Origin of the sequence: Flagellimonas aequoris (assembly GCF_003584165.1) — a bacterium.
In the GTDB taxonomy this organism is placed as follows: domain Bacteria; phylum Bacteroidota; class Bacteroidia; order Flavobacteriales; family Flavobacteriaceae; genus Flagellimonas; species Flagellimonas aequoris.
In genome coordinates, this window is the sequence record NZ_QXFJ01000008.1 from 41,271 (window position 1) to 63,126 (window position 21,856).

22 protein-coding genes are annotated in these 21,856 nt (G+C 42.9%); 17 read left to right on the forward strand and 5 right to left on the reverse strand.

The features are described from left to right. Nucleotides 1-2 precede the first annotated feature (2 nt). The gene (gene hutI, locus D2U88_RS01115) at nt 3-1,235 is read right to left on the reverse strand and encodes an imidazolonepropionase (RefSeq protein ID WP_119638459.1); all 1,233 of its coding nucleotides are present in this window, start codon (nt 1,233-1,235) and stop codon (nt 3-5) included. A gap of 1 nt (nt 1,236) precedes the next feature. Then, nucleotides 1,237-2,814, reverse strand: coding sequence for a histidine ammonia-lyase (gene hutH, locus D2U88_RS01120; RefSeq protein ID WP_119638460.1), 1,578 nt, complete (start codon nt 2,812-2,814; stop codon nt 1,237-1,239). 75 nt (nt 2,815-2,889) lie between these two features. On the opposite strand from hutH, the gene D2U88_RS01125 reads away from it, so the two are divergent. Together D2U88_RS01125 and D2U88_RS01130 are read left to right on the forward strand one after the other, a co-directional pair. After that, nucleotides 2,890-3,777 carry a LysR family transcriptional regulator gene (locus D2U88_RS01125; RefSeq protein WP_119638461.1) on the forward strand — a complete coding sequence of 296 codons (888 nt, stop codon included), beginning with the start codon at nt 2,890-2,892 and terminating at the stop codon, nt 3,775-3,777. A gap of 163 nt (nt 3,778-3,940) precedes the next feature. Next, entirely contained in the window at nt 3,941-4,495 is a 555-nt protein-coding gene (locus D2U88_RS01130) for a nitroreductase family protein (RefSeq protein ID WP_119638462.1), read from the forward strand. On the opposite strand, the gene D2U88_RS01135 is transcribed toward D2U88_RS01130, so the two are convergent. Then, nucleotides 4,492-5,004 carry a DUF456 domain-containing protein gene (locus tag D2U88_RS01135; protein WP_119638463.1) on the reverse strand — a complete coding sequence of 171 codons (513 nt, stop codon included), beginning with the start codon at nt 5,002-5,004 and terminating at the stop codon, nt 4,492-4,494. The two genes, D2U88_RS01130 and D2U88_RS01135, sit on opposite strands and share 4 nt — an antisense overlap. A gap of 113 nt (nt 5,005-5,117) precedes the next feature. Between D2U88_RS01135 and D2U88_RS01140 the strand changes: the two genes are divergently transcribed. The 9 genes from D2U88_RS01140 to hemW all read left to right on the forward strand — a co-directional run bounded on the left by D2U88_RS01140 (nt 5,118) and on the right by hemW (nt 14,217). After that, the gene (locus D2U88_RS01140) at nt 5,118-5,558 is read left to right on the forward strand and encodes a hypothetical protein (RefSeq protein WP_147378498.1); all 441 of its coding nucleotides are present in this window, start codon (nt 5,118-5,120) and stop codon (nt 5,556-5,558) included. Between the two features lie 182 nt (nt 5,559-5,740). Beyond that, nucleotides 5,741-7,969, forward strand: coding sequence for a TonB-dependent receptor (locus tag D2U88_RS01145; RefSeq protein ID WP_119638465.1), 2,229 nt, complete (start codon nt 5,741-5,743; stop codon nt 7,967-7,969). 120 nt (nt 7,970-8,089) lie between these two features. Further along, nucleotides 8,090-8,452 carry a BlaI/MecI/CopY family transcriptional regulator gene (locus D2U88_RS01150; RefSeq protein ID WP_119638466.1) on the forward strand — a complete coding sequence of 121 codons (363 nt, stop codon included), beginning with the start codon at nt 8,090-8,092 and terminating at the stop codon, nt 8,450-8,452. After that, the gene (locus tag D2U88_RS01155; RefSeq protein WP_119638467.1) at nt 8,449-10,359 is read left to right on the forward strand and encodes a M56 family metallopeptidase; all 1,911 of its coding nucleotides are present in this window, start codon (nt 8,449-8,451) and stop codon (nt 10,357-10,359) included. The genes D2U88_RS01150 and D2U88_RS01155 overlap by 4 nt, the downstream gene beginning before the upstream one ends. Then, a complete protein-coding gene (locus tag D2U88_RS01160; RefSeq protein WP_119638468.1) occupies nt 10,359-11,513 on the forward strand; it encodes a tetratricopeptide repeat protein in 1,155 nt (384 codons plus the stop codon). The genes D2U88_RS01155 and D2U88_RS01160 overlap by 1 nt, the downstream gene beginning before the upstream one ends. Nucleotides 11,514-11,557: 44 nt before the next feature. After that, on the forward strand, nt 11,558-12,037 hold the full coding sequence (locus tag D2U88_RS01165; RefSeq protein ID WP_119638469.1) for a hypothetical protein: 480 nt from the start codon (nt 11,558-11,560) through the stop codon (nt 12,035-12,037). Nucleotides 12,038-12,040: 3 nt separating this feature from the next. Next, entirely contained in the window at nt 12,041-12,598 is a 558-nt protein-coding gene (gene ruvC, locus D2U88_RS01170) for a crossover junction endodeoxyribonuclease RuvC (protein ID WP_119638470.1), read from the forward strand. An 85-nt stretch (nt 12,599-12,683) separates the two neighbouring features. Continuing rightward, complete coding sequence (locus D2U88_RS01175; protein ID WP_119638471.1) at nt 12,684-13,040, forward strand: four helix bundle protein; 357 nt, start codon at nt 12,684-12,686, stop codon at nt 13,038-13,040. A 49-nt stretch (nt 13,041-13,089) separates the two neighbouring features. After that, on the forward strand, nt 13,090-14,217 hold the full coding sequence (gene hemW / locus D2U88_RS01180) for a radical SAM family heme chaperone HemW (protein ID WP_119638472.1): 1,128 nt from the start codon (nt 13,090-13,092) through the stop codon (nt 14,215-14,217). A 113-nt stretch (nt 14,218-14,330) separates the two neighbouring features. Here hemW and D2U88_RS01185 read toward each other — a convergent pair whose 3' ends face one another. Then, nucleotides 14,331-15,323: a hypothetical protein gene (locus D2U88_RS01185; protein ID WP_119638473.1), complete on the reverse strand. Its 993-nt coding sequence runs from the start codon at nt 15,321-15,323 to the stop codon at nt 14,331-14,333. 314 nt (nt 15,324-15,637) lie between these two features. Here D2U88_RS01185 and D2U88_RS01190 point away from each other — a divergent pair, with 314 nt between their 5' ends. Genes D2U88_RS01190 through D2U88_RS01215 form a run of 6 tightly spaced genes read left to right on the forward strand, consistent with a single transcriptional unit; the run spans nt 15,638 to nt 19,905 of the window. Beyond that, the gene (locus tag D2U88_RS01190) at nt 15,638-16,390 is read left to right on the forward strand and encodes a cyclase family protein (protein ID WP_119638474.1); all 753 of its coding nucleotides are present in this window, start codon (nt 15,638-15,640) and stop codon (nt 16,388-16,390) included. Then, nucleotides 16,387-16,737, forward strand: coding sequence for a DUF4260 domain-containing protein (locus tag D2U88_RS01195; RefSeq protein ID WP_119638475.1), 351 nt, complete (start codon nt 16,387-16,389; stop codon nt 16,735-16,737). Before D2U88_RS01190 ends, D2U88_RS01195 begins: the two co-directional genes overlap by 4 nt. A gap of 1 nt (nt 16,738) precedes the next feature. Then, a complete protein-coding gene (locus D2U88_RS01200) occupies nt 16,739-17,362 on the forward strand; it encodes a DUF4230 domain-containing protein (protein ID WP_119638476.1) in 624 nt (207 codons plus the stop codon). Between the two features lie 6 nt (nt 17,363-17,368). Further along, nucleotides 17,369-17,767 carry a Dabb family protein gene (locus D2U88_RS01205; RefSeq protein WP_119638477.1) on the forward strand — a complete coding sequence of 133 codons (399 nt, stop codon included), beginning with the start codon at nt 17,369-17,371 and terminating at the stop codon, nt 17,765-17,767. Nucleotides 17,768-17,769: 2 nt separating this feature from the next. Then, entirely contained in the window at nt 17,770-18,129 is a 360-nt protein-coding gene (locus D2U88_RS01210; RefSeq protein ID WP_119638478.1) for an MmcQ/YjbR family DNA-binding protein, read from the forward strand. A 6-nt stretch (nt 18,130-18,135) separates the two neighbouring features. After that, nucleotides 18,136-19,905 carry a MutS-related protein gene (locus D2U88_RS01215; RefSeq protein WP_119638479.1) on the forward strand — a complete coding sequence of 590 codons (1,770 nt, stop codon included), beginning with the start codon at nt 18,136-18,138 and terminating at the stop codon, nt 19,903-19,905. A 757-nt stretch (nt 19,906-20,662) separates the two neighbouring features. On the opposite strand, the gene D2U88_RS01225 is transcribed toward D2U88_RS01215, so the two are convergent. Beyond that, nucleotides 20,663-21,763 carry a DUF4407 domain-containing protein gene (locus tag D2U88_RS01225; RefSeq protein ID WP_119638481.1) on the reverse strand — a complete coding sequence of 367 codons (1,101 nt, stop codon included), beginning with the start codon at nt 21,761-21,763 and terminating at the stop codon, nt 20,663-20,665. Between the last annotated feature and the right edge of the window lie 93 nt (nt 21,764-21,856).

Genomic DNA, 21,856 nt, shown 5'->3' on the forward strand with positions numbered 1-21,856 from the left:
GCTCAATCGTTTTGATGGATGGGTTCTCCTTTTTTCCAGACTTCACTGGGTTTCATTTGCCCTTGGTAATAAGTGATTTCTTGGTAATTATCCGTTGGGAAAATGGCGAAATCAGCCCAAGTTCCTGGTTCCAATTTTCCTCTATCTGATAAACGTAATGCAGCAGCAGCCCTAAACGTGATACCAGCCAAAACTTCAGTGTTGGACAGTTTTTCGAACGTACCCAAGATGCTGGACTGGGTCAACAGGTTACCCATGGGGGCGGAGCCTGGGTTGTGGTCGCTGGCGATGGACAATGCCCCGCCGGCATCCAAAATTCTTCGGGCCGGGGTGTAGGCACAACCCAAACCAAGCGTAGCGCCGGGCAATGCAGTGGCGATGGTATCGCTTTTTGCCAAAAGCTGTATTTCCTTTTCGGTGCTGGCTTCCAAATGGTCGGCGCTTATCGCTCCAAAATCAACCGCAACCTGACTTCCTCCTGTGGTAAACTGATCGGCATGCACAGTAATATCAAATCCCATAGCTTTTGCTTTTTGGAAATAGGGTTTGATTTCTTCGGGGGAAAAAGCACTCTCTTCCACAAAGGCATCGATGCGATAGGCTAGGTTTTCAGCTTTTAGGAAGGGAAACAGGGTTGCGCTTATTTCTTCAAGATATTCCGTCTGATGATTCCAATCTTTGGGTTTCATATGGGCTGCCAAGCAAGTCGGCACCAAGGTGGCCCCTACCTTTTCATTGGCCTGTTTAATAGCTCGAAGCATTTTCAGTTCCTCTTCCACAGAAAGGCCATACCCACTTTTCACTTCAATGGTGGTAATGCCGTTCCGAAGGTGTGTTTTGCTTCTGGAAACGATTCCCGTAACCAATTCCTCTTGGATCGCTTTTCGGGTTTGGGTCACCGTGTCCCAAATGCCTCCACCTGCCTTGGCAATTTCCAAATAGGACTTTCCGGCATTTCTGAACGCGTAATCCCGAGCGCGATTTCCTGCGAAGCAGATATGGGTGTGGGAGTCTACAAATCCGGGGAGGCAAACGGTCTTGCCTTCTATGTGATGGATGTCGACTTCGTTCGATTTCAAGTCATCAAAAATGCCGATGACCAATATTTTTCCTTCGGAAACCACAATGCCCCCGTTTTCAATTAGGAGCAATTGTTCATCCTTCAAAGCCCCTTTCAAGGGCAAACCTGTCATGGGCAACAATTGGGAAAAAGGTCCGATCAAAAGTGGTTTCATACTAATAGATTTCAAATGCTTCCAGGTGGGGCGTGTTCCAATGCAGATTTTTTTCCTGCATTACATCTTCCACCAAATGAATGATGTCGTTGTTTTGGATGATTTCGATTCCTTTCTCGATATCATTGGCAAATACTCTATCGTGCTCGGCAAAAGCGACTTTGGTTCTTAGGAAGGTATGGATTTCGTCCAACACAATCCCTGATTTTAAAGGTTTGCGGTACTCAAAGGCTTGGGCAGCCGTCAACAGTTCAATGGCCAATATTTTTTCAACGTTTTCAATGATTTGCAGGGCCTTTCGTCCACTGATGGAACCCATGCTCACATGGTCCTCTTGTCCCAAGGATGTGGGGATGCTATCTGCACTGGCAGGGAAACATAGGCTCTTATTTTCACTGGCCAAAGCGGCCGAAGTGTATTGCAGGATCATATAGCCGGAATTGATGCCGGTGTCCTTCATCAACAACTTGGGAACTCCTGGACTATTCCCTTCCAGTGCCAAGTAAATGCGACGGTCTGAAATATTCCCTATTTCCGATGCGGCCAAAGCGGCATAATCCAAAGCCATGGCCAAAGGCTGACCGTGAAAATTCCCCCCGCTTATGGTGAGTTCGTCATCAATGATGACAGGGTTGTCGGTTACGGAATTCAGTTCAATTTCTAACAATTCTTTTAGATGCAACCATGTATTTCGTGATGCTCCATGCACCTGTGGAATACAGCGAAGGGAGTAGGGGTCCTGTACCCGTTCACAATCGATGTGGTCTTCTAATATTTCGGAACCTTGGAGCAAGGTACGGATCCTGCCCGCCACATGTTGGTTACCTTTAAAAGGACGGAGTTGGTGCAGTTCCTCGTAAAACGGTTTCAAAGATCCTTGAAGCCCCTCGATCATCATGGTGCCGATGATGTCGGCATGTTTTAGGCAATGCTGTAGTTTATGAAGCACTACTACCCCGTGGGCGGCAATGAATTGTGTGCCGTTGATCAAGGCCAATCCTTCTTTGGGTCCCAATTCCAAAGGTTGTAATCCAGTCTTTTGGAAAAGCTCTTGGGTTGTGATGGTCTTTCCTTGGTATTCCACTTTGCCCAACCCAATCAAGGGGAGGAACAAATGGGACAGCGGAGCCAAATCGCCCGAAGCCCCTACTGAACCCTGACTGGGAACCACTGGAATCGCATCATGTTCCAAATGCCACAACATGCGTTGTAAAGTGGTTTCAGCAATGCCCGAAAAGCCTTTGGCCAAAGCATGGATCTTTAGGATCAGCATGATCTTGGCCAATTGGTTGGCAATGGGTGTACCTACTCCCACACTATGGCTCTGAAGTATGTTGGATTGAAGGATTTTGGTGTCTTCCTTCGAAATTTTGGTGTTGCACAAGGGGCCAAAACCGGTGTTGATTCCATAGACCGTATGGCCTTTTTCCACAATGCGTTGTACCCTTTGGTGGCTGGTGTTGACTTTTTTGAGGCAGGTGTCGGATAAAATTCCTTTTACGGTGCCATCTGCCAGACCAAGTGCCAAGCCAGCAGTCAGGTGGTCCTCACCATATTGAAATGTCTTGATGTGCGACATGGGATATCTTTTGATATAAAATTAGCACTTGCATATGATAATTACCAATACTTATTTTTGTATTATTTAATAAGTATGAATTATCAAATAGAACTCCGACATTTCATCTACTTTTTGGCTGTAGCTGAAGAATTGCACTATAGAAAAGCTGCAGAAAAGCTCTTCATTTCTCAGCCAGGATTGAGTACCCAAATCAAGCAGATGGAAGAAATCTTACAGACCCAACTTTTTGTGAGGGATAAAAAGAAGGTACGTTTGACCCCGGCCGGGGAGTTTTTGAAAAAGGAAGTGGAATTCATCCTGAACCATCTGGACCAGACCAAAAAACAATTGAAACTGATCGGTCATGGTCATATGGGTGAAGTACGGATCGGATTTTTGGGATCGGCCATGCAGAACGTGGTTCCTGAACTTTTAGTAGGATTGAAGGAAAAATACCCCTTGGTGCACACTACTTTGGAAGAATTGTCCAACCGGGCACAGATCAATGCCATTCTTTCCGATCGGCTGGATCTGGGTTTTGTTCGGATGTCGCGAGTGCCAAAAGGTTTGGAAGTAAAACCCGTCTTTGAAGATACTTTTTCATTGGTGTTACCAAAAGACCACCTTATTGATGACAAAAACTTTAAGAGTATTGATCAATTGGTTCATGAGGATTTTATACTCTTCGCCCAAGATTACAGCCCTGAGTATTACGATACGGTGTTGAGTATTTGTGAGGACAGTGGTTTTGTGCCGAAAGTGTCCCATAAATCAGTTCATGCACAGACCATTTTTAAGTTGGTGGAGAACAAATTGGGTATTGCCATTGTGCCCACCACATTGCAACATGGATTTCAGATGGAGGTAAAGTTCATCGAGATGAAACAGATCAGGCAAAGGGCAGTATTGTCAATGGTATGGAAAGCTGACAATCGCAATCCTGCGTTAAAAAACTGTATGGATTTGCTCTTGAAATTATGACAACATGTTTTTGGGCAGTACCTTTGAATTTGTCAATTCGAGTGATTTTTGAAGTGAAATGAAGAAAATAGTATCGAGAATTACGGACAAATTCAGTTTTTGATACTTTTTCTAAAGGAAAAACTCGAACTGACATATTATTTACTATTTAATTTTAATAAGTATGATTTTTGATCTTATAGCGAAAAGAAGGAGCATTTTTCCTGTTCAATACAACGATAAACCTATTTCCAAGGAAACGTTGGAGAAAATTGTGGAGGCCGCCAATTGGGCCCCGACCCATAAGAAAACGGAGCCTTGGCGCTTTAAGGTGTTGACAGGCAAGAAAAAGAATGAAATGGGTGCCTTCCTTTCCCAAAAATATCAGGCAGTGGATTCTAAACCGAAGCAGGTCACCATTGCAAAATTGGAAGACAATGCGGTTCGTTCCGCTGCTGCGATTGCCATTTGCATGCAACGGGATCCTATGGAAAGTCTGCCCGAATGGGAAGAAATTGCAGCTACGGCCATGGCTGTGCAAAACATGTGGTTGTGCTGTACCGAACTGGGAATCGGCTGTTATTGGGCTTCCCCAGGATTGATTAAGTTTATGGGTGAATTCTTTGATCTGAACGAAGGTGAAAAATGTCTTGGATTTCTATACATGGGTTACTATGATGGCGAAGTGGAACCATCGAGCCGTACGCCCATTGCTGAAAAAGTAGAGTGGTTGGACTAACTAAAGGTAAAGAGTTCGCTGGCGTATTTTACGGCAATGTAGACATAGAAAATGGCATACATGACGGTCAAAACCAGTTTCATAAAGGTACCCGTTAAAAAGCCCAAAAAAGAACCAAAAGCCGCCTTCAGGGCGGTTTTTTGATTGGCCTTGTTCAACAACTCGCCTACTAAAGCTCCAATAAAGGGCCAGATGATAATCCCGAAAGGACCGAATAGAGGGACAAAAATGGCAACAAGTAGGCCTATAATGGTACCCCACATGCCGGCCTTGCTTCCCCCAAAGCGTTTGGTACCCATGGCAGGGATTACATAATCCAAAATAGTAATGGTAATGGCTATTACAAAGGTAACGCCAAGCACCCACCAATTATCAGGAACGGCTTGGGTCAAATAGAGGAGGAGCAACCCAACCCAACTAATGGGTGGTCCGGGTAACACGGGCAAAAAACTGCCCAAAATGCCGACCAGCATCAACAGAAATCCCAAAATCAACAAGGCAATGTCCATGGCTTTCTTTTCCTGTTAGACAAATGTAGCCCACAAATGTTACAAACAAGTAAAATTAAAACCCTTCACTTTCAAATTTCGTAAGTAGATTTGAAGAAGATAGCCCATAGGTTTTGAAAACGACAAAAACATATCGGAAATCAAGGTTTGCACAGGTAGGATGCGCTTTACTTTGCACTTTCTATGCCATTGGACTTTTTAACGGTCTGGTGTTGGAAGGATTGCATGAGGTGTCCCACTTCATGGGGCCAAAGACGCACCACCATAGTTTTTTTGCCGAACAGGAAGAAGTGGATTATTCATCCTTGGAAGCCATGGCCGGACACTCCCACGAGGCATTGGAGGCCTTGAAAGAGTTGTTGCAAGCCAATCAGCAGGACGAACAGGAATCACAAGACACCATTAGTTTTAAGTTTGATAAACATTTTGTTGAAAGACAGGATATTGTATTTGGGCATATACTTTCCACGAATACCAAAACCCATTGGGTGTACTACAACAAGACTTCCGTTGGGTATGAAGGTGTGACCACACCACCTCCCCGACACAGCTGAATTAATCTTAGCTGATTTACCAGAAGAGTTCTGAAACCCCCTGGACTTGTTTCAGGGTCACATTACGAAAAAGATATTGGTTATGAGATGCTGAAACTTGTTCAGCATGACATTCAAATGAACTTTTCTAACGCGCTAGACAGATACTAGTTTTTTACAAATCAATTTTTAAAGACAACGACATGAAATATTTTATGGCGGCTCTGTCCATGCTTTGCATGGGCACGATTGCTGCGCAAAATTTAAAAGGACAAGTGGTCGATGAAGCTGGCTCAGCATTGGAGGATGTGGGCATTTTCAACAAGACCAATGGCCAACATAGCCATTCTGACGGTACGGGACATTTTGTTTTGGACCAAACATCAGTAAACGATACCATTTATTTTTCCCGATTGGGATTTGAGACCCTCACCAAGGTGATTACCCCATCGGATTTGAACAATCCAGTGACCATTGTGCTCAAGGAAGGTTCCATTTCTTTAGATCAAGTGGTGCTGGTGGCCAAAGTGGATGCCCTGAGCAGGGTGGTGGATGTGGACGTGAAGACCAATCCCGTGAAATCATCACAGGAAATCCTGAGAAAAGTCCCTGGCCTGATCATTGGCCAACACGCAGGGGGAGGAAAGGCCGAACAACTCTTTTTACGGGGTTTTGATGTGGACCACGGTACCGATGTGGCCATCAGTGTGGACGGAATGCCGGTAAACATGGTCTCCCATGCCCATGGGCAAGGCTATGCCGATCTTCACTTTGTGATTCCCGAGACCATTGAAAACGTAAACTTTGGCAAAGGACCGTATTATATGGAGCAGGGAGATTTCAACACGGCGGGGTATGTGGACCTCCGATTGCGGAAGCGTTTGGACAAAAGCATGCTTTCCACAGAAGTCGGCCAGTTCAATACCCGAAGGTTTATGGGGATGTTCAATGTGTTGGACCAAGGGAAGAGTACAGCCTATTTGGCTTCGGAACTGTACTTGACCGATGGAGCTTTCGATTCCCCCCAAAATTTTAACCGTCTCAATATCATGGGTAGGTACCGATATGCCTTGCCCGGTGATCAGGAGTTGCTGTTGACCGCATCACATTTTTCCAGTAAATGGGATGCATCAGGGCAGATTCCACAAAGGGCCATTGACCAAGGATTGATAGGTCGTTTTGGCGGGATTGATGATACCGAAGGGGGACAAACCAGTAGAACTAATTTCATACTAGACCATAACAAGAATCTAGGTACTGGTAAATCGCTACATACCATGGCCTTTGTGTCCCATTATGATTTTGAACTCTATTCCAACTTTACCTTTTTCTTGGAAGATCCAGTGAACGGGGATCAGATCAGGCAAAAGGAAAATCGAATTTTGATGGGTGCAAAAACCGTGTTCCAAGACAATTCCGCACAATTGGGCGAACTCCGTTTTAAGTACAATGCAGGTATCGGTTTTCGATATGATAACGTGGATGATATGGAACTCTCGCATACCAGAAACCGACAGGAACTGTTGGAGCGTTTGGCCTACGGCGATGTGGATGAAGTGAATACCTACGGCTTTGCAGGGGCAGTCTTTAAATCGGGCAAGTTTACTTTGGAGCCTGCGGTTCGGTTGGATTATTTCAAGTTCGATTATCTGAATAAACTCAGCACGGTTTATGATAACCAGAGTGATGAAAAAGTGGCCTTCAGCCCCAAGTTCAATACCATCTACAGTCCAACGGAGAATACCCAGATTTTCTTGAAAACGGGAATCGGGTTCCATTCCAATGATACCAGGGTGGTAGTGGCCAATAACGGGAAGGACATTCTCCCAGCGGCTTACGGCATCGATTTGGGGACCATCATTAGACCAGCGGACAAATTGGTTTTGAACGCTACTTTATGGAGTTTGTTCCTAGATCAGGAATTTGTATACGTGGGTGATGCTGGGGTAGTGGAACCTAGCGGCAAGACCAGAAGATTGGGTATTGAGGTGGGGGCCAGGTACCAACCCTCGGATTGGATTTACCTCTACACCGACGCTAATTTCACCCAAGGTCGCAGTACCGAAGAAGCAAAAGGTGAGGATTACATCCCATTGGCGCCGGACTTTACCATGGTGGGAGGTGTTACACTCGGGAACAACAATGAAGGGTTTTCAGGTGGAATCAGCTATCGGTATGTGGATGACAGGCCTGCGAATGAGGACAATTCCATCGTAGCGGAAGGATATTTTGTTACCGATGCCACTTTGAACTACAGTCTGAGGAATTGGACGTTTGGTTTGATTGTGGAGAATCTATTCGACACGGAATGGAACGAAACCCAATTTGCCACGGAAAGCCGCCTTTTTAATGAACCAACGGCTGTGGAGGAAATCCATTTTACACCGGGAACACCCTTTTATTTGCGAGGGAAAGTCACGGTTTCATTTTAAACAAGAATCCGCTGGGGAATATACCTTGGCGGATTTTTTATTCACTTTTTAACTAAAAAATTAGTTTAAACTAAATATTTAGTTATATTTGTTTCGTGTTGAACTAAAAAGTTAGTTGAAATGAAACAGCTCACCAAAGCAGAAGAAGAGGTTATGCAATTGCTCTGGACATTGCAAAAGGCCAATGTAGCCTCCCTATTGGACGAATTGCCGGAACCCAAACCGGCGTATAACACCATCTCTACCATTATTCGGATTTTGGAGGATAAGGGGTTTGTTTCCCATGAAAAAGTAGGGAAGGGGCATGTATATTTTCCTTTGGTGAAAAAGGAAGAGTACAGCAACCAACGACTCAACACCTTGGTCGATGGATATTTTCAAGGTTCGTTCCAAAGCATGGTGTCTTTTTTTATGAAGAAAAACGACATCAGCTTAAAAGAACTGGAAGAAATCATGAAAAACATTAAAGAAGAGGAGAAATGATCACCTATATCTTGGAAACCCTTGCCTTTCAGTTGGTCTTTTTGTTGACCTATGACCTCTTTCTAAAGAAAGAAACTTTTTTCCAATGGAACAGGCTGTATCTGCTGACCACTTTTGTATTGTCCCTAGTGTTGCCCTGGGTAAAGTTTGAGATGTTAAAAACCACCATGCCCCAAGAACTGGGCAATGTCACCATATTCCTAACGCAATTGGATGGGGTGGTTCTTACGCCCGAAGGTGTAGAAACCTCTTTTTGGTCCAGTATTCCTTGGTATTATGGTGTCTTGGCTTTTGGAAGTATTTTGTCCATCCTTTGGTTTGCCCATAAACTACATCAGATTGGAAGATTAAAGCGTTCGGGAACCATTCAACAGTTTCCTGAATATGACAAGATCATTGTGAAAAGTAGCACTTTGGCCTTCTCCTTTTTCCGGAACATCTTTTTGGGGACAGAAATCCAAAAGGAAAAGGAAGCCAACATCATTGCGCATGAATTGGTGCATGTAAAACAAAGGCACACTCTCGACCTGCTCTTTTTTGAGCTTGCCAGGATCGTGTTTTGGTTCAATCCATTGACCTATGTATACCAAAACCGGATGGCAGAATTGCACGAGTTCATTGCCGATGCCCAGGTGGTAAAGGACAATAAAAGGGAGCATTTTGAAATGCTGTTATCCGAAGCGTTTAAGACACAGCATATCAGTTTTGTTAATCAATTTTTCAATAAGTCACTAATCAAAAAACGAATAGTCATGTTACAAAAAAAGCGTTCAAAGGCCGTTTGGCAGTTAAAGTATGTATTGTTGTTGCCTCTGATATTGGGGATGTTGGTATATACTTCCTGTGAAACGGGGAAAGAAGAAAATACCGAAGAAATAGATTCCAGTGTTTCGTTAAAAGCAATAGAAGAGGTCCCGTTTGCAGTTGTGGATGAGGTACCTGTTTTTCCTGGCTGTGAAGATGCTGAGGATAAAAGAGCTTGTTTCAATGAAAAAATACAGGAACATATCAGAAAGAATTTCCACTATCCCGAAGCAGCACAGGAACAGGGGATTCAAGGCAGGGTTAGCACTATTTTTAGAATAGATCCAAAAGGAAATATTGTGGATATAAAAATGAGAGGTCCCCACGAACTGTTAGAAAAGGAAACCGAACGGATTCTGGCAAAATTGCCCCAAATGAAACCAGGGAAGCAAAATGGGGAGCCTGTAAAGGTGCCGTTTTCCATTCCAATAACATTTAAACTACAAGACAATAATGAAGACATACCTAGTAATAAAAGGAATGAAGAAATGATTCCCTTTGCAACAATTGATGAAGTCCCTGTTTTTCCCGGTTGCGAAAATGCTTCAGATAGAAAGGCTTGCTTTTATGAAAGTATGCGAAACCATATCCGTAAGCATTTCAATTATCCTCAAGAGGCACAGGAGCAAGGAATTCAAGGAAGGGTGGCCATCATGTTCACCATAAATGGTGAAGGAGAAATTGTTGATATTAAAAAGAGAGGTCCAAGCCCACTTTTGGAGGCAGAAGCCGAACGAATCATTAAAAGATTGCCCAAAATGATACCGGGTAAACAAGATGGAAAGATTGTGAAAGTTCCATTTTCAATCCCCATAACGTTTAAGTTGCAAAGTCAAACCAATGAAATGTCGAGTAACAAGCCAAAGGATTATATGCAAGTAAATGGAGGTTTATTGACTGAAAATGGCAGCACTTATTTCAAAGGTACGGTCATGGACAGTGAATCAATGGGTCTGCCAGGGGTTAATATTTCTATTCAAGGTACTGAAAAAGGGGCAGTCTCCGATTTTGATGGCTACTTCTCCCTTGCCGTGGCAGAAAATGATGTATTGAAATTTCAATACCTAGGGCTTCCCAATAAATTGATTCGAGTATCTCATTAATGATGTATAGAAAACTTAAACCGTATTACGGAATCTTTTTGATGTTGTTCTCTTTCAAAGCCGGTGCACAGTCATCGGCTTTGTCCATTGCGGATAGTCTGTATGCCTTGGGCAATCACACCGCGGCCATAAACGAGTATGCCAAAATTGGGAATGACACATCGAGTCTTCAGATTGCACGGGCCTACAATGCCATTGGGAATTTTGACAAGGCCATCGCGCAATACCAGGCTACCTTGGCCAAGAACCCTACTATGGACATTACCCGTTTTGAACTGGGCAAACTTTTGCTCAAGACCAAAAGCTACCAACCCGCTTTGGAGGCTTTCCATGATTTGGTTGCCAAAGGACAGGAAAACCCCGAGTACTTTTATTATCTGGGCAGAGCCTATGAATCGATAAAAAATCAGGACGAGGCCAATACCGCTTTCCGGAAAGCAGTCGATAGGGACAGTACCCATTTGCGCAGTCTCTACGCTTTGGGCAAATATTTTGTGGGTCAAGAAATTCGGGACTCCGCATTGGTCTATGTGGATCAAGGGCTTAAATTTTATGAGGACGATATTTCCATGATCAATTTAAAGGCACAGGCCTATTACAACAACGGGCAATACAAACAGGCCATTCCATGGTTCGAAAGATTGATTGAACTTGGAGAGGACCGGCCTTTTATTTTGGAGCGCATGGCATTCAGTTATTACCGCAATTACGATGCGGAAAAAGCCATTCAAGCGTATCGTATGTTGGCCCTAGATCCCTGGTCTTTGGCCGATGCCTATTCCGGTATGGGGCAGGTGTACCTTCAGGAAAAGGAATTGGACAGTGCCCAGTACTACATCAAAAAATCAATAGAAGAGCGCACCCAAACCTTTGAGAACGAGTATGCCGATTTGGGCCGAATTGCCCGCTTGCAGGACAAGACCAAGGAGTCGATGGACTACTACAAAAAAGCATGGGAAGAAAACAAGGAGAACCCTCGTAACTATTATCAGGTATGTATCTTGGCCGATGAATATTACAAAGATTCCAAAACCCGATTGCAGTATTACGAATCCTTGTTGGAAATGTATCCCGATCTAACCCCCTTCATCAAGGAACGTGCGATCAAGCGCATATCCGAAATCAAGGAGGAAATACACTACGCGGGCAACTGATTTCTTCAAAATATCGTAATTTCAGCCAAATTCTCGGGGCTGTTATGCGGAAGCTTTTGTTCTTATTCTTTCTTTTTGGTCTGCTTTGCAGTTGCGAGCTCTTTGAGTCCAAAGAGGAAAAGACCCAAAAACTGGTCAATGAGGAACTTATGGCCATTGATTGGAACGATGTGGACCAATACCCGCATTTTGACAATTGTGATGAAACGGCGACCAAACAGGCGCAAAAGGAATGTTTTGAAAGCGTGATGTTGGATTTCTTTTCCAAGGCCTTGGCCGGACTTACCTTTGAGGTGGACCACGAATTGCACGACACGGTCTATATCGATTTTTTGGTGGACGAACACGGTTTTATCTCCGTGTTGAACGTGGAGGAAAAAACCGATGTGCTCAATGAAATTTCAGATTTCAACCATAAGATATCCGAGCGTTTGAACGATTTGACCACAGTGGCACCCGCCCTGAAACGCGGTAACCCGGTAAGCCTTCGGTTTAGGCTTCCACTGGTTTTAAATACTCCTTGACATTTGGCTACGGAAAAGATCATATTGGGAATAGACCCCGGAACGACCATTATGGGTTTTGGAATCATCAAGGTCATCAACAAACAGATGCACTTTGTGCAGATGAACGAATTGATGCTCAAAAAATACGACGATCCCTATACCAAGCTCAAGCTCATCTTTGAACGGACGATTGAGCTCATCGATACCTTCCATCCTGATGAAATTGCCATTGAAGCCCCTTTTTATGGCAAAAACGTCCAATCGATGTTGAAGTTGGGTCGTGCCCAAGGTGTGGCCATGGCGGCCGGACTTTCCAGACAGATACCCATCACGGAATACATGCCCAAAAAGATTAAAATGGCCATTACCGGCAATGGAAATGCCAGCAAGGAACAAGTGGCCAAAATGCTTCAGAGTGTATTGAAATTGAAGTCATTGCCAAAAAATTTGGACAGCACCGATGGACTTGCCGCGGCCGTTTGTCATTTTTATAATGAAGGTAAGGTGGAATTGGGCAAAAGCTACACCGGTTGGGAGGCGTTCATTAAACAGAACCCTGGTAAAATCAATAAACAATGAACAATGGTCAATGACCAATTAACAATAAGCAATGAACAGTTTACATTAACCAATTAATTTCTTCTAGAATCCCAAAACCTACTTTATGCAAGCCGAGAACCCATTATTGAAAAAGTCATATGACTTTGCTTTGAAAATTATCAAACTGTACAAATCCATCATTCACGCGAACAAGGAATACATTTTGTCCAAACAGTTGCTTCGTTCTGGCACTTCCATTGGGGCCAATATATCCGAAGCGAATGGGGCCATCTCCAACGCGGATTTTTCCGCGAAGATTTCCATTGCCTATAAAGAAAGCTTGGAGGTAAAATATTGGTTGTCCTTGTTGAAGGATTCCGAGTATATTTCCAAGGAAATTGCCCACAAGTTAATGGTTGATGCGGATGAACTTTCCAAGATTATGTTCTCCATTCTCAAAACCACCAAAAGGGTCAAATGATCATTGTAAATTGCCAATTGCTAGTTGTATATTGATAATTGTTAACTGAATGAGCGGTATTTACATCCATATCCCCTTTTGTAAGCAAGCTTGCCATTATTGCGATTTTCATTTTTCCACCCAAATGAAGAAGAAGGACGCGATGGTGGATGCCTTGGTCCGGGAAATGGAAATGAGAAAAAGCGAGTTGGGCGATGAGGTCATCGAAACCATTTATTTTGGTGGAGGCACCCCTTCGGTTTTGGAGTTGCAGGAATTGGAACGATTGATCCAAGCCGTGTATGACCATTACAAAGTAATCGAAAACCCAGAAATCACCTTGGAGGCCAACCCTGATGACCTATCCAAAAATCGAATCATCCAACTATCCAAAAGTCCAGTGAACCGTCTCAGCATCGGCATCCAATCTTTTTTTGAGGAAGATCTGACCTTGATGAACCGAGCCCACAATGCCCAAGAGGCCGAAAATTGTATTGAGGAAGCCGTAAAACATTTTGATAACATCACCATCGACCTGATCTATGGGATTCCGGGGATGGGTCATGATCGATGGAAGGCCAACATCCAAAAAGCCTTGGATTTCGGTTTGCCCCATATCTCTAGCTACGCCTTAACGGTGGAACCCAAAACGGCATTGGAAAAATTGATCCAAAAAGGAACCGTGCCTCAAGTGGATGACGGTCAGGCGCAGGAGCAGTTTCATATATTGGTGGATGTGTTGGAAGAACAAGGTTTTGTGAACTATGAGATTTCCAACTTTGGGAAATCGGGCTATTTTTCCAAGAACAATACCGCCTATTGGCAGGGCAAAAAGTATTTGGGCATTGGTCCGTCTGCCCATTCCTATGATGGACTATTCCGCGCTTGGAACATCCGAAACAATTCCATCTACATCAAACAGATCCAACAAGGGATTTTACCAAGTGAAAAGGAAACCTTGACCGTGACCGATCGGTACAACGAATATGTGATGACGGGCCTCCGGACCATTTGGGGGGTATCCAAGGAGAAGATTACTAAGGAATTTGGATCGGATTACGCGAACTATTTGGAGCAACAATCGGAAAAATTCATTGAACAGCAATTGCTGTTTTGGGAAGATGCCCTTTTACGCACCACTAAGCAAGGCAAGTTTTTAGCGGATGGAATTGCGGCAGATTTGTTTTTTTTGGAATAGCGTTGTTCGATTTGACACCTCCTTTTTTAGGGTGCATTTACTGGTTTGTGTATGATTTGTTACAATGCGAGTGATTTTCCGAAGTGAAAATCTATACACTTTGTTGTAATCAGTTATTTACTTTTATGATAAAGTTGGATTTCATTATTAATTTTCGAAACTAAATAATCGTTTTTCAATTCCTCAAGTTCTTTTTCATCCTCCAACGGGAAAAATGTTTCTAGTCTATAAAAATCAACATTTCCAATTCCTTTTTCTTGCTTAACTCTCTTTTTAATCCATACTCGATAAGTTTTATTGAGGTATTCAAATGATATTTTTTCCATTTCAGGTTTAGTTATAATTCCTGAGCTATTTATTGCTGTCATGATTTTTTTTAATCTCAAATGAAGTCCTTTTGGTTCGAATTCCTCAACATGATATGACTTATCTGGATTACCCTTAATTATTTTCGCATAATGTCGATTAATTATATGGACTAAAGTATAATAATCTATTTCAATTTGTTCGCCGCAAAAATCAAATAAGAAGTCAGCTTCATCACTGTCTTGCTTAATTTTCTTTATAAGAATATATAGATATTTTGAATGAAGAATAATTTTTGCTTTTCGGAAAGCGTATTTTTCTTTGGATTTTCTAAAAAACAATCTGCCTGTTTCTTTTTTTAACTTTTTGAGCTCATTTCTTGTTTCAATGGATAATTTCAGTAATAGTTCTTCTTTATGATTTTCTTTTTGAATTTGATTTAACCATTTATTTTCTACTATTTTCAAATAGTTAAAGTCCGATTTTTTTTCACTATCGGAAACTTCATAAAGATTAGCTTTTCGCGCTTTAATGAATTTCCCTTCACCAAAAGCACCACTGTAATAAGTTAAATAAAGGCTTTTAAAAATATAGTTTTCGCAAATGGAGTAACCTTTAAGTTTTCCATCTTCTTTTACAATAGAAGCAGTTAAACCAAGACAGAAGAAATCTTTTTCTCTTTCCAATAATGGTAAGTTTTTCTCAGCCCGAATTTTTATATCTTCAAAGATTGATCTTGTTCTCTTTTGTTCTTCTTCTCTGCCACCATCTTTGAAATCTAATTCTTCTACACTATACATTTTTTAATTGTTTACAACATTCTCAGACATGATTTGTTTTAAAATGAATCATATCTGACCTAATTGTGAAGTTACTGGATTTATATCAAAAAGAGTTATTTGAAATAAATACCTGTTGTACATTATACTTGAAATTTGTCAGTTCGAGTGATTTTTCGTTAGAAAAATTGTATCGAGAACCAACATTTCAAGTAAACAGTTCTCGATACAAAATTCCTATGGAATTTCACTCGAACTGACAATTCCACCAAAAAGACAAATTAATTGCATTTCTCAACGGAATTGAGTTAATTAATGCAACAAGTCCAGTTTACATGATTGCAACCCTAAAATACCTTTCCAAAAATTACAAGATAGACCTTTCCAAACCGTTGGACATCTCCATTGCACTTTCGGGAAGGGAGAACAACATCAATGCGTGGTATTTGGGCCCACCCCAAATTGAGCCCCATGCCGAGGAGGGATTTGTAGGCAAGGTCACCGAAGGGGCCTCCACCAATTTCAACGATATTTATTTTAATCCGCATTCGCATGTAACGCACACGGAATGTTTGGGCCACATCACTGAAGGGTTCCATTCCATCAACCAAAAACTGAAAAAATTCTTCTTTTTGGCCGAAGTGATCACCGTGGCCCCCGAACAAATGGGGGAGGATTTTGTCATTTCCGAAAAGCAGTTGAAATATGCCTTGGGCAACAAAAAAAGGGAAGCCGTGGTCATCAGAACGTTGCCCAACACCAAAGAAAAACGCTCCCGAAACTATTCCGATACCAATCCGCCTTACCTATTGGAAGAAGCGGCTCGTTATTTGGTAAAAAAAGGGGTGGAGCACTTATTGATCGACCTGCCTTCGGTGGACAAGGAACGGGACGGTGGGGCACTTTTGTGCCATAATGCCTTTTGGACCATGAAAGGAAAACCTCGGGAAAAGGCCACCATCACGGAACTGATCTATGTGCCGAACAAGGTTAAGGACGGCACCTATTTTTTAAACCTTCAGGTGGCACCGTTCGAAAACGATGCCAGTCCCAGTCGCCCCGTACTCTATAAAATCGAAGAAAAATGAAGACCGTTCTAAAATTGGAGGAAATCCTCATGTTTGTGTTGGGTATTTATCTGTTCAACCAATTGGACTACGCTTGGTGGTGGTTTCTGGTGCTGATCTTGGCCCCGGATATTGGCATGGTCGGCTATCTTTTCAACAACAAGATAGGCGCCTTCACCTACAATCTGTTTCATCATAAGGGATTGGCCATTTTGGTCTACTTGGCAGGTGTCTACTTTTCAATACCTTTATGCCAGCTCGTCGGGATTATCCTGTTTTCGCATTCCGCATTGGATAGGGCCATGGGCTACGGACTGAAATATGACAAAGGATTCAAGTTTACCCATTTGGGTGAAATAGGCAATTGATATGGGCGAAGTATTCGATAGCATTCTGGGACTGATTTTGGGCGCAATATTGATGTATTGGGTCTACTCCTTTTTTAGGAAGAAGAAGAGCAAGGAAATCACCGAGCAACAGTCCACCGTAATCTTGAACAAGATCCGCAGCGTATGCAAGTTGGTTTCTGTGGAAGGGGATTTTGCCGAAATCTATCATTACGAGAATACCAAGGACAGCTTTATGAGCCTGTTCAAAAGCAAAAAGAAAGCGTTGATCGTGATCAAGGCAAAGGCGCATATCGGTTACGATCTGAATAAATTGGAATTGAAAGCAGACAACGACAAGCGCAAGATCATTTTAAGCCATTTTCCGCAACCGGAAGTCTTGTCCATTGAGCCGGACCTTCAATTTTACGACATCAAAAACGGTATTTTCAACAGTTTTTCGCCTACTGATTTAACCAAACTGAATCAAGAAGCCAAGGAACACATCAAACAAAAAATACCCGAAAGCGGTTTGATGGAAACAGCTCGGAAGGAAGCTTTGCAGGCCGTTTTTGTGGTGGAGAAGATTGTGGAGACCATCGGGTGGAAACTGGACTACTCCGCCTTGGAAATATCGAATAGGGAAAAACAATTTATAGAAGAATAAACAACCATGAAAATCAAAATTATAACCTTGCTTTTGATGGGTGTGGTGAGCACCATCAGTGTTGCACAAAACAAAGATAATATGACCGAATTCGATCATACGTTCGCCCATGTGGTGTATTTCTGGTTCAAAAACCCAGACAATCAGGACGATAGGGCCAAGTTCGAGGCTTCGTTGAAGAAGTTTCTGGATAATTCCCAATATGCAAAGACCAAATTTATTGGCAAACCGCCCAAAGCCATTCGAGCTGTGGTGGACGACTCCTTTACCTATTCCTTGGTGCTCACCTTTGATTCTGCAGAGGCACAGGCGGCCTATCAAGTAGAGCCACCCCATTTGATTTTTATAGAGGAGTGTGAGGATTTGTGGGAGAAGGTCATCGTGTACGATTCTGAAGGCATCTGACCATGAACGTGGAGGAACTGAGGGAGTATTGCATCGTAAAAAAAGGCGTAACGGAAGAGTTTCCTTTTGATACGGAGACTTTGGTCTTTAAGGTCATGGGGAAAATGTTCGCTTTGGTGCCCTTGGAGCGCGTACCTTCCCAATGCAACCTCAAGTGTGATCCTGAACGGTCCGAAGAATTGCGTGACACCTATGATGGGATCATTACCCCGGGCTACCACATGAGCAAAGTGCATTGGAATACTTTGTACGTGGAACAATTGCCTCCCCAACTGATCAGGGAATTGGTGGACCACTCCTATGAACTGGTGGTTGCCAGCCTTACCAAAAAACTACAACAAGAATTGAAAGACCTACAGTAAATCTGAATGGACGGGATTACGACTTTTTATACCCAGCAACGGGACAAGCATAACGAAGAACTCAAACGGTTAAAAAAGCAATTGGCCCTATTGGCTTCATTGCGACTGCTCGTTTTTGTGGCTACGGGTTTGGCGATGTATTTTCTGTGGACGACCAGTTGGGTCTATTGGATTTTCCCTTTGGGTTTGGCGGGATTTTTATACCTCGTTTCTAGGTACAGTGACCTAAAATGGCAAAAAGGGTATGTAGAGCGATTGATTTCCATCAACAACACAGAATTGGAAGTAGCGGCCCGTCGTTTTCATCATTTGTCGGATGGAAAGGAGTTTTTGGTGCCCGAGCATCCGTATGCCCAAGATCTGGATCTTTTTGGTCGCGGTTCCTTTTATCAATATGCCAACAGAACCGCATTGAAACAGGGGAGCCAAGTTTTTGCAGGTCTTTTATTGGATGGATATCCAAAGGATATTGCCAAAAAACAGGAAGCCGTTCAAGAATTGGCCCAGATGCCCGAATGGCGCCAACGGTTTTCGGCACTGGCAGGGGGCACCCATCCCGAAGTACCCCACCATGTGGTTTCCAAGTGGTTGAAGGAACATGTGGTCTTCGTACCCCAATGGATAAAATACGTGGCCCCGGCATTTGCCCTGGGTTCTATCGGCCTCATCATTGCTGCTGTTTCAGGGTGGATTCCCGAAGCTTTGGTGCTGTACTGGTATTTTATTGGAATCGGAATCGTGGGACGGTACGGCAAGAATATTTTGCGCTTCTCCTCCGATGTGTCCAAAGCCCAGGAAACTATTGAACAATATCAAAAATTGATTTCCGAACTGGAGGAAAAGGAGTTTGCTTCGGAACTGCTTCGTGATCTACAACAAAAATTGATTTTGGACGGTGAAAAGACCTCCAAGATATTGAAGAAGTTCACCAGGCATATGGCCATGTTGGACCAGCAGAACAATTTGCTGATTTTAATGTTCGGTCAGGGTCTTGCTCTGTGGAGCCTTTATTTTGCGTACCAAGTGGAAGACTGGATCGGTAAATATGGCAAACAAGTGGAAAGTTGGTTCCAGGCCATTGCCTATTTTGATGCCTATAATTCCTTGGGCAATTATGCTTTTAATCATCCCGATCATACCTATCCCCACATCACTGAGGGCCCGATGACCTTACTAGCTAAAGCTGTGGGTCATCCCTTGGTAGATCCCCAAAAGAACGTGCTTAATGACTTTTCCTTGGATGAAGGCCGATTTAGTATTGTGACCGGGGCCAATATGGCCGGGAAAAGCACTTTTTTGCGTGCGGTGGCCCTGCAGATCGTGATGGCCAACATGGGCTTGCCCGTTAAAGGAAAAGAGGTACAATACAAACCTGTCCGATTGTTGACCAGTATGCGTTCCTCGGATTCCCTCGCGGATGAAACCTCGTATTTCTATGCGGAGTTGAAGCGGTTGAAATACATTGTGGAGGAGCTGGAAAAAGGCAATTGTTTTGTGGTCTTGGATGAGATTTTGAAAGGTACCAATAGTGTGGACAAGGCCGAAGGCTCCAAAAAATTTGTGGAAAAATTGGTACGCTCTGGAGCCACTGGCTTGGTCGCCACCCACGATTTGAGCCTATGCACCTTGGCCGATAAACTCCCACAAGTGGAAAACCATTATTTTGATGCCCAGATCGTAAACGGGGAACTCTATTTTGACTACCGTTTTAAGGAAGGCATCTGCCAGAACATGAATGCCTCCTTCCTCCTTAAAAAAATGGGGATTGTGGATTAGTGCCCCAAATGATCCTTTTTTATTTTCTGCCCCAGGGGATGTACTGATGATTTACTTGAAGCCAAAAAAAGAATTACACTTATCGGTCTCGGTTTTGATTTCGTTGTGGCTGGCGACTGGTGAGCGAAGGCATGGGCCGGTGCGATTTTCTGGCAAGCTAGGGCCGCGTGACGAAATTCATTCCCTTTGGTTATTAGTTTTCTTAAAAGTAAAAATTTAGTTCAAGGCAGGAGGGAACAATGAATTATAGCCATTGTTAGCATACGTGCTTTTATTTATTTTATTTCAACCAAAAGTAGAGATATAGTGCTGTAGAAATAATAAGGGTTATAAGATATGTTTTAGCTTTTTCGAACTGCGTCTGTTTAGCTTTTTCAACTACCCGAAGAATTATTAGAGAAGATATACAAATTAGCGGAAAGTAAAATACCATGAAAGTTGAAAATCTACTAGTTCTATTGGGGTCACTCCCGAACCCTTCGTCCAATAAGAAATAAAAAAGCAGAAAAATAGATATAGTTATTACTGCATAAAGAGTTAGTGCTCCAATAACATGAACAAGAATTGACAAATAATTGGTTTTAGAAGATGCAATTTTTTTCAGCATGTTGTTGCAATGTATGCTAACGTTAAAGATATGATTCGTTTCAATGAATGATATCGACAGATAAGTGAAGTTAGGGTTTTTCCGGTTAAAATTCCATCGCCAATGGATGAACATCCTTGTAATATAATTGGGCTTTGGGCTCAAATTTGGCTATAAGCCCTTTACCTGCACATTGTGGAAGGAGTCGGCCTGCAAGCGTAACAATTCCTCTGCTTTTTGTTTTTTGTAACGGTACAGTTCTTCCTCATTTTTGATGTCCGCGTAAATCTGTTGATTGATTTCACCATCGGTGGCCAATAACAGTTTGCGTTGTTCCACTTTTTGTGTTACCCAAGTGGCCACCACACTTTCTTGCTCTTCAAACTTGAAGTCGTATTCCCCTTTTGGTGCCAACAGTTTGGCAATGATGGGGGCCGTTTCGATGGCCAAGAACAATAAAAAGATAAAGAAGGAAGGGAACCAAGGTAATTTGCCCAAGGCGTTGATGCGCGCCATGAGTCCGTCAAAACCATCGATGATGGGTTGGGAGTTGGTCACCGCCGAGTTATAATCCGTTTCCAAAGCCGCAATTTGGGCTTCAAGGCCTGCTATTTTGGTGGCATTGGTTTCTTTCAAGGTGTTGAGTTCCGCCAAAGCGGCATCGTGTTTATCACGCTTTTCCTTGTAAACGGGTCCTTTGCCCAAAAGGCCAGTTCCGGCAGTGCCTTCGGCCTCGGAAATATAGGTATCGTACAAGGCGTTGGTTTCGGCTTCTTTGGTAGCGATTTCTCCTTTCAGATTGGCAATCTCCTGGTTAAGACTTTGAATTTTTGGGGTGTATTGAAGGGCCAATTGCTCCTTGTTGTTCAAGGTCATGGAGTTCTTCTCTTCCAACAACACTTGGTTGATTTCCTTCTCAAAGATTTTCATTTCCAACGGTTTGGAGATGACCACGGCAATGATCAAAGCCAACACAATACGTGGAGCGGCTTGGAGCAGCTCGTTTTTAAAATTGTCCCTCTTTTTAATGGTGGAAACAATATATCGGTCCAGATTGAAGATCAAAAGTCCCCATATCAACCCAAAAAAGATGGACGTGTAGATATTGTCAAACACCGTGTAAAGGGCATAACCGCTGGCAATGAATGCCATAACAGCAGTGAAGAATACAGTGGCGCCAATCCCGGCATATTTGTTCTGTTCCCCGTTGGAGCAGGTTTTCAAAATTTCAGTATCGGCTCCGGAGCAAAAAATAAAAAAACGTTGTAGCATAATCGTGTTCTCTTTGATTGATAGGATATTAGAACGTGATTTTGGAAATATTGTTACATAAAAAGCCCCAATTAAGGGGCTTTTAACATTATG

What these genes read in the sequence shown, in the direction of transcription:
- hutI (WP_119638459.1), bottom strand. Translation starts at nt 1,235, where the DNA reads ATGAAACCACTTTTGATCGGACCTTTTTCCCAATTGTTGCCCATGACA.
- hutH (WP_119638460.1), bottom strand. Translation starts at nt 2,814, where the DNA reads ATGTCGCACATCAAGACATTTCAATATGGTGAGGACCACCTGACTGCT.
- D2U88_RS01125 (WP_119638461.1), top strand. Translation starts at nt 2,890, where the DNA reads ATGAATTATCAAATAGAACTCCGACATTTCATCTACTTTTTGGCTGTA.
- D2U88_RS01130 (WP_119638462.1), top strand. Translation starts at nt 3,941, where the DNA reads ATGATTTTTGATCTTATAGCGAAAAGAAGGAGCATTTTTCCTGTTCAA.
- D2U88_RS01135 (WP_119638463.1), bottom strand. Translation starts at nt 5,004, where the DNA reads ATGGACATTGCCTTGTTGATTTTGGGATTTCTGTTGATGCTGGTCGGC.
- D2U88_RS01145 (WP_119638465.1), top strand. Translation starts at nt 5,741, where the DNA reads ATGAAATATTTTATGGCGGCTCTGTCCATGCTTTGCATGGGCACGATT.
- D2U88_RS01150 (WP_119638466.1), top strand. Translation starts at nt 8,090, where the DNA reads ATGAAACAGCTCACCAAAGCAGAAGAAGAGGTTATGCAATTGCTCTGG.
- D2U88_RS01155 (WP_119638467.1), top strand. Translation starts at nt 8,449, where the DNA reads ATGATCACCTATATCTTGGAAACCCTTGCCTTTCAGTTGGTCTTTTTG.
- D2U88_RS01160 (WP_119638468.1), top strand. Translation starts at nt 10,359, where the DNA reads ATGATGTATAGAAAACTTAAACCGTATTACGGAATCTTTTTGATGTTG.
- D2U88_RS01165 (WP_119638469.1), top strand. Translation starts at nt 11,558, where the DNA reads ATGCGGAAGCTTTTGTTCTTATTCTTTCTTTTTGGTCTGCTTTGCAGT.
- D2U88_RS01175 (WP_119638471.1), top strand. Translation starts at nt 12,684, where the DNA reads ATGCAAGCCGAGAACCCATTATTGAAAAAGTCATATGACTTTGCTTTG.
- hemW (WP_119638472.1), top strand. Translation starts at nt 13,090, where the DNA reads ATGAGCGGTATTTACATCCATATCCCCTTTTGTAAGCAAGCTTGCCAT.
- D2U88_RS01185 (WP_119638473.1), bottom strand. Translation starts at nt 15,323, where the DNA reads ATGTATAGTGTAGAAGAATTAGATTTCAAAGATGGTGGCAGAGAAGAA.
- D2U88_RS01190 (WP_119638474.1), top strand. Translation starts at nt 15,638, where the DNA reads ATGATTGCAACCCTAAAATACCTTTCCAAAAATTACAAGATAGACCTT.
- D2U88_RS01195 (WP_119638475.1), top strand. Translation starts at nt 16,387, where the DNA reads ATGAAGACCGTTCTAAAATTGGAGGAAATCCTCATGTTTGTGTTGGGT.
- D2U88_RS01200 (WP_119638476.1), top strand. Translation starts at nt 16,739, where the DNA reads ATGGGCGAAGTATTCGATAGCATTCTGGGACTGATTTTGGGCGCAATA.
- D2U88_RS01205 (WP_119638477.1), top strand. Translation starts at nt 17,369, where the DNA reads ATGAAAATCAAAATTATAACCTTGCTTTTGATGGGTGTGGTGAGCACC.
- D2U88_RS01210 (WP_119638478.1), top strand. Translation starts at nt 17,770, where the DNA reads ATGAACGTGGAGGAACTGAGGGAGTATTGCATCGTAAAAAAAGGCGTA.
- D2U88_RS01215 (WP_119638479.1), top strand. Translation starts at nt 18,136, where the DNA reads ATGGACGGGATTACGACTTTTTATACCCAGCAACGGGACAAGCATAAC.
- D2U88_RS01225 (WP_119638481.1), bottom strand. Translation starts at nt 21,763, where the DNA reads ATGCTACAACGTTTTTTTATTTTTTGCTCCGGAGCCGATACTGAAATT.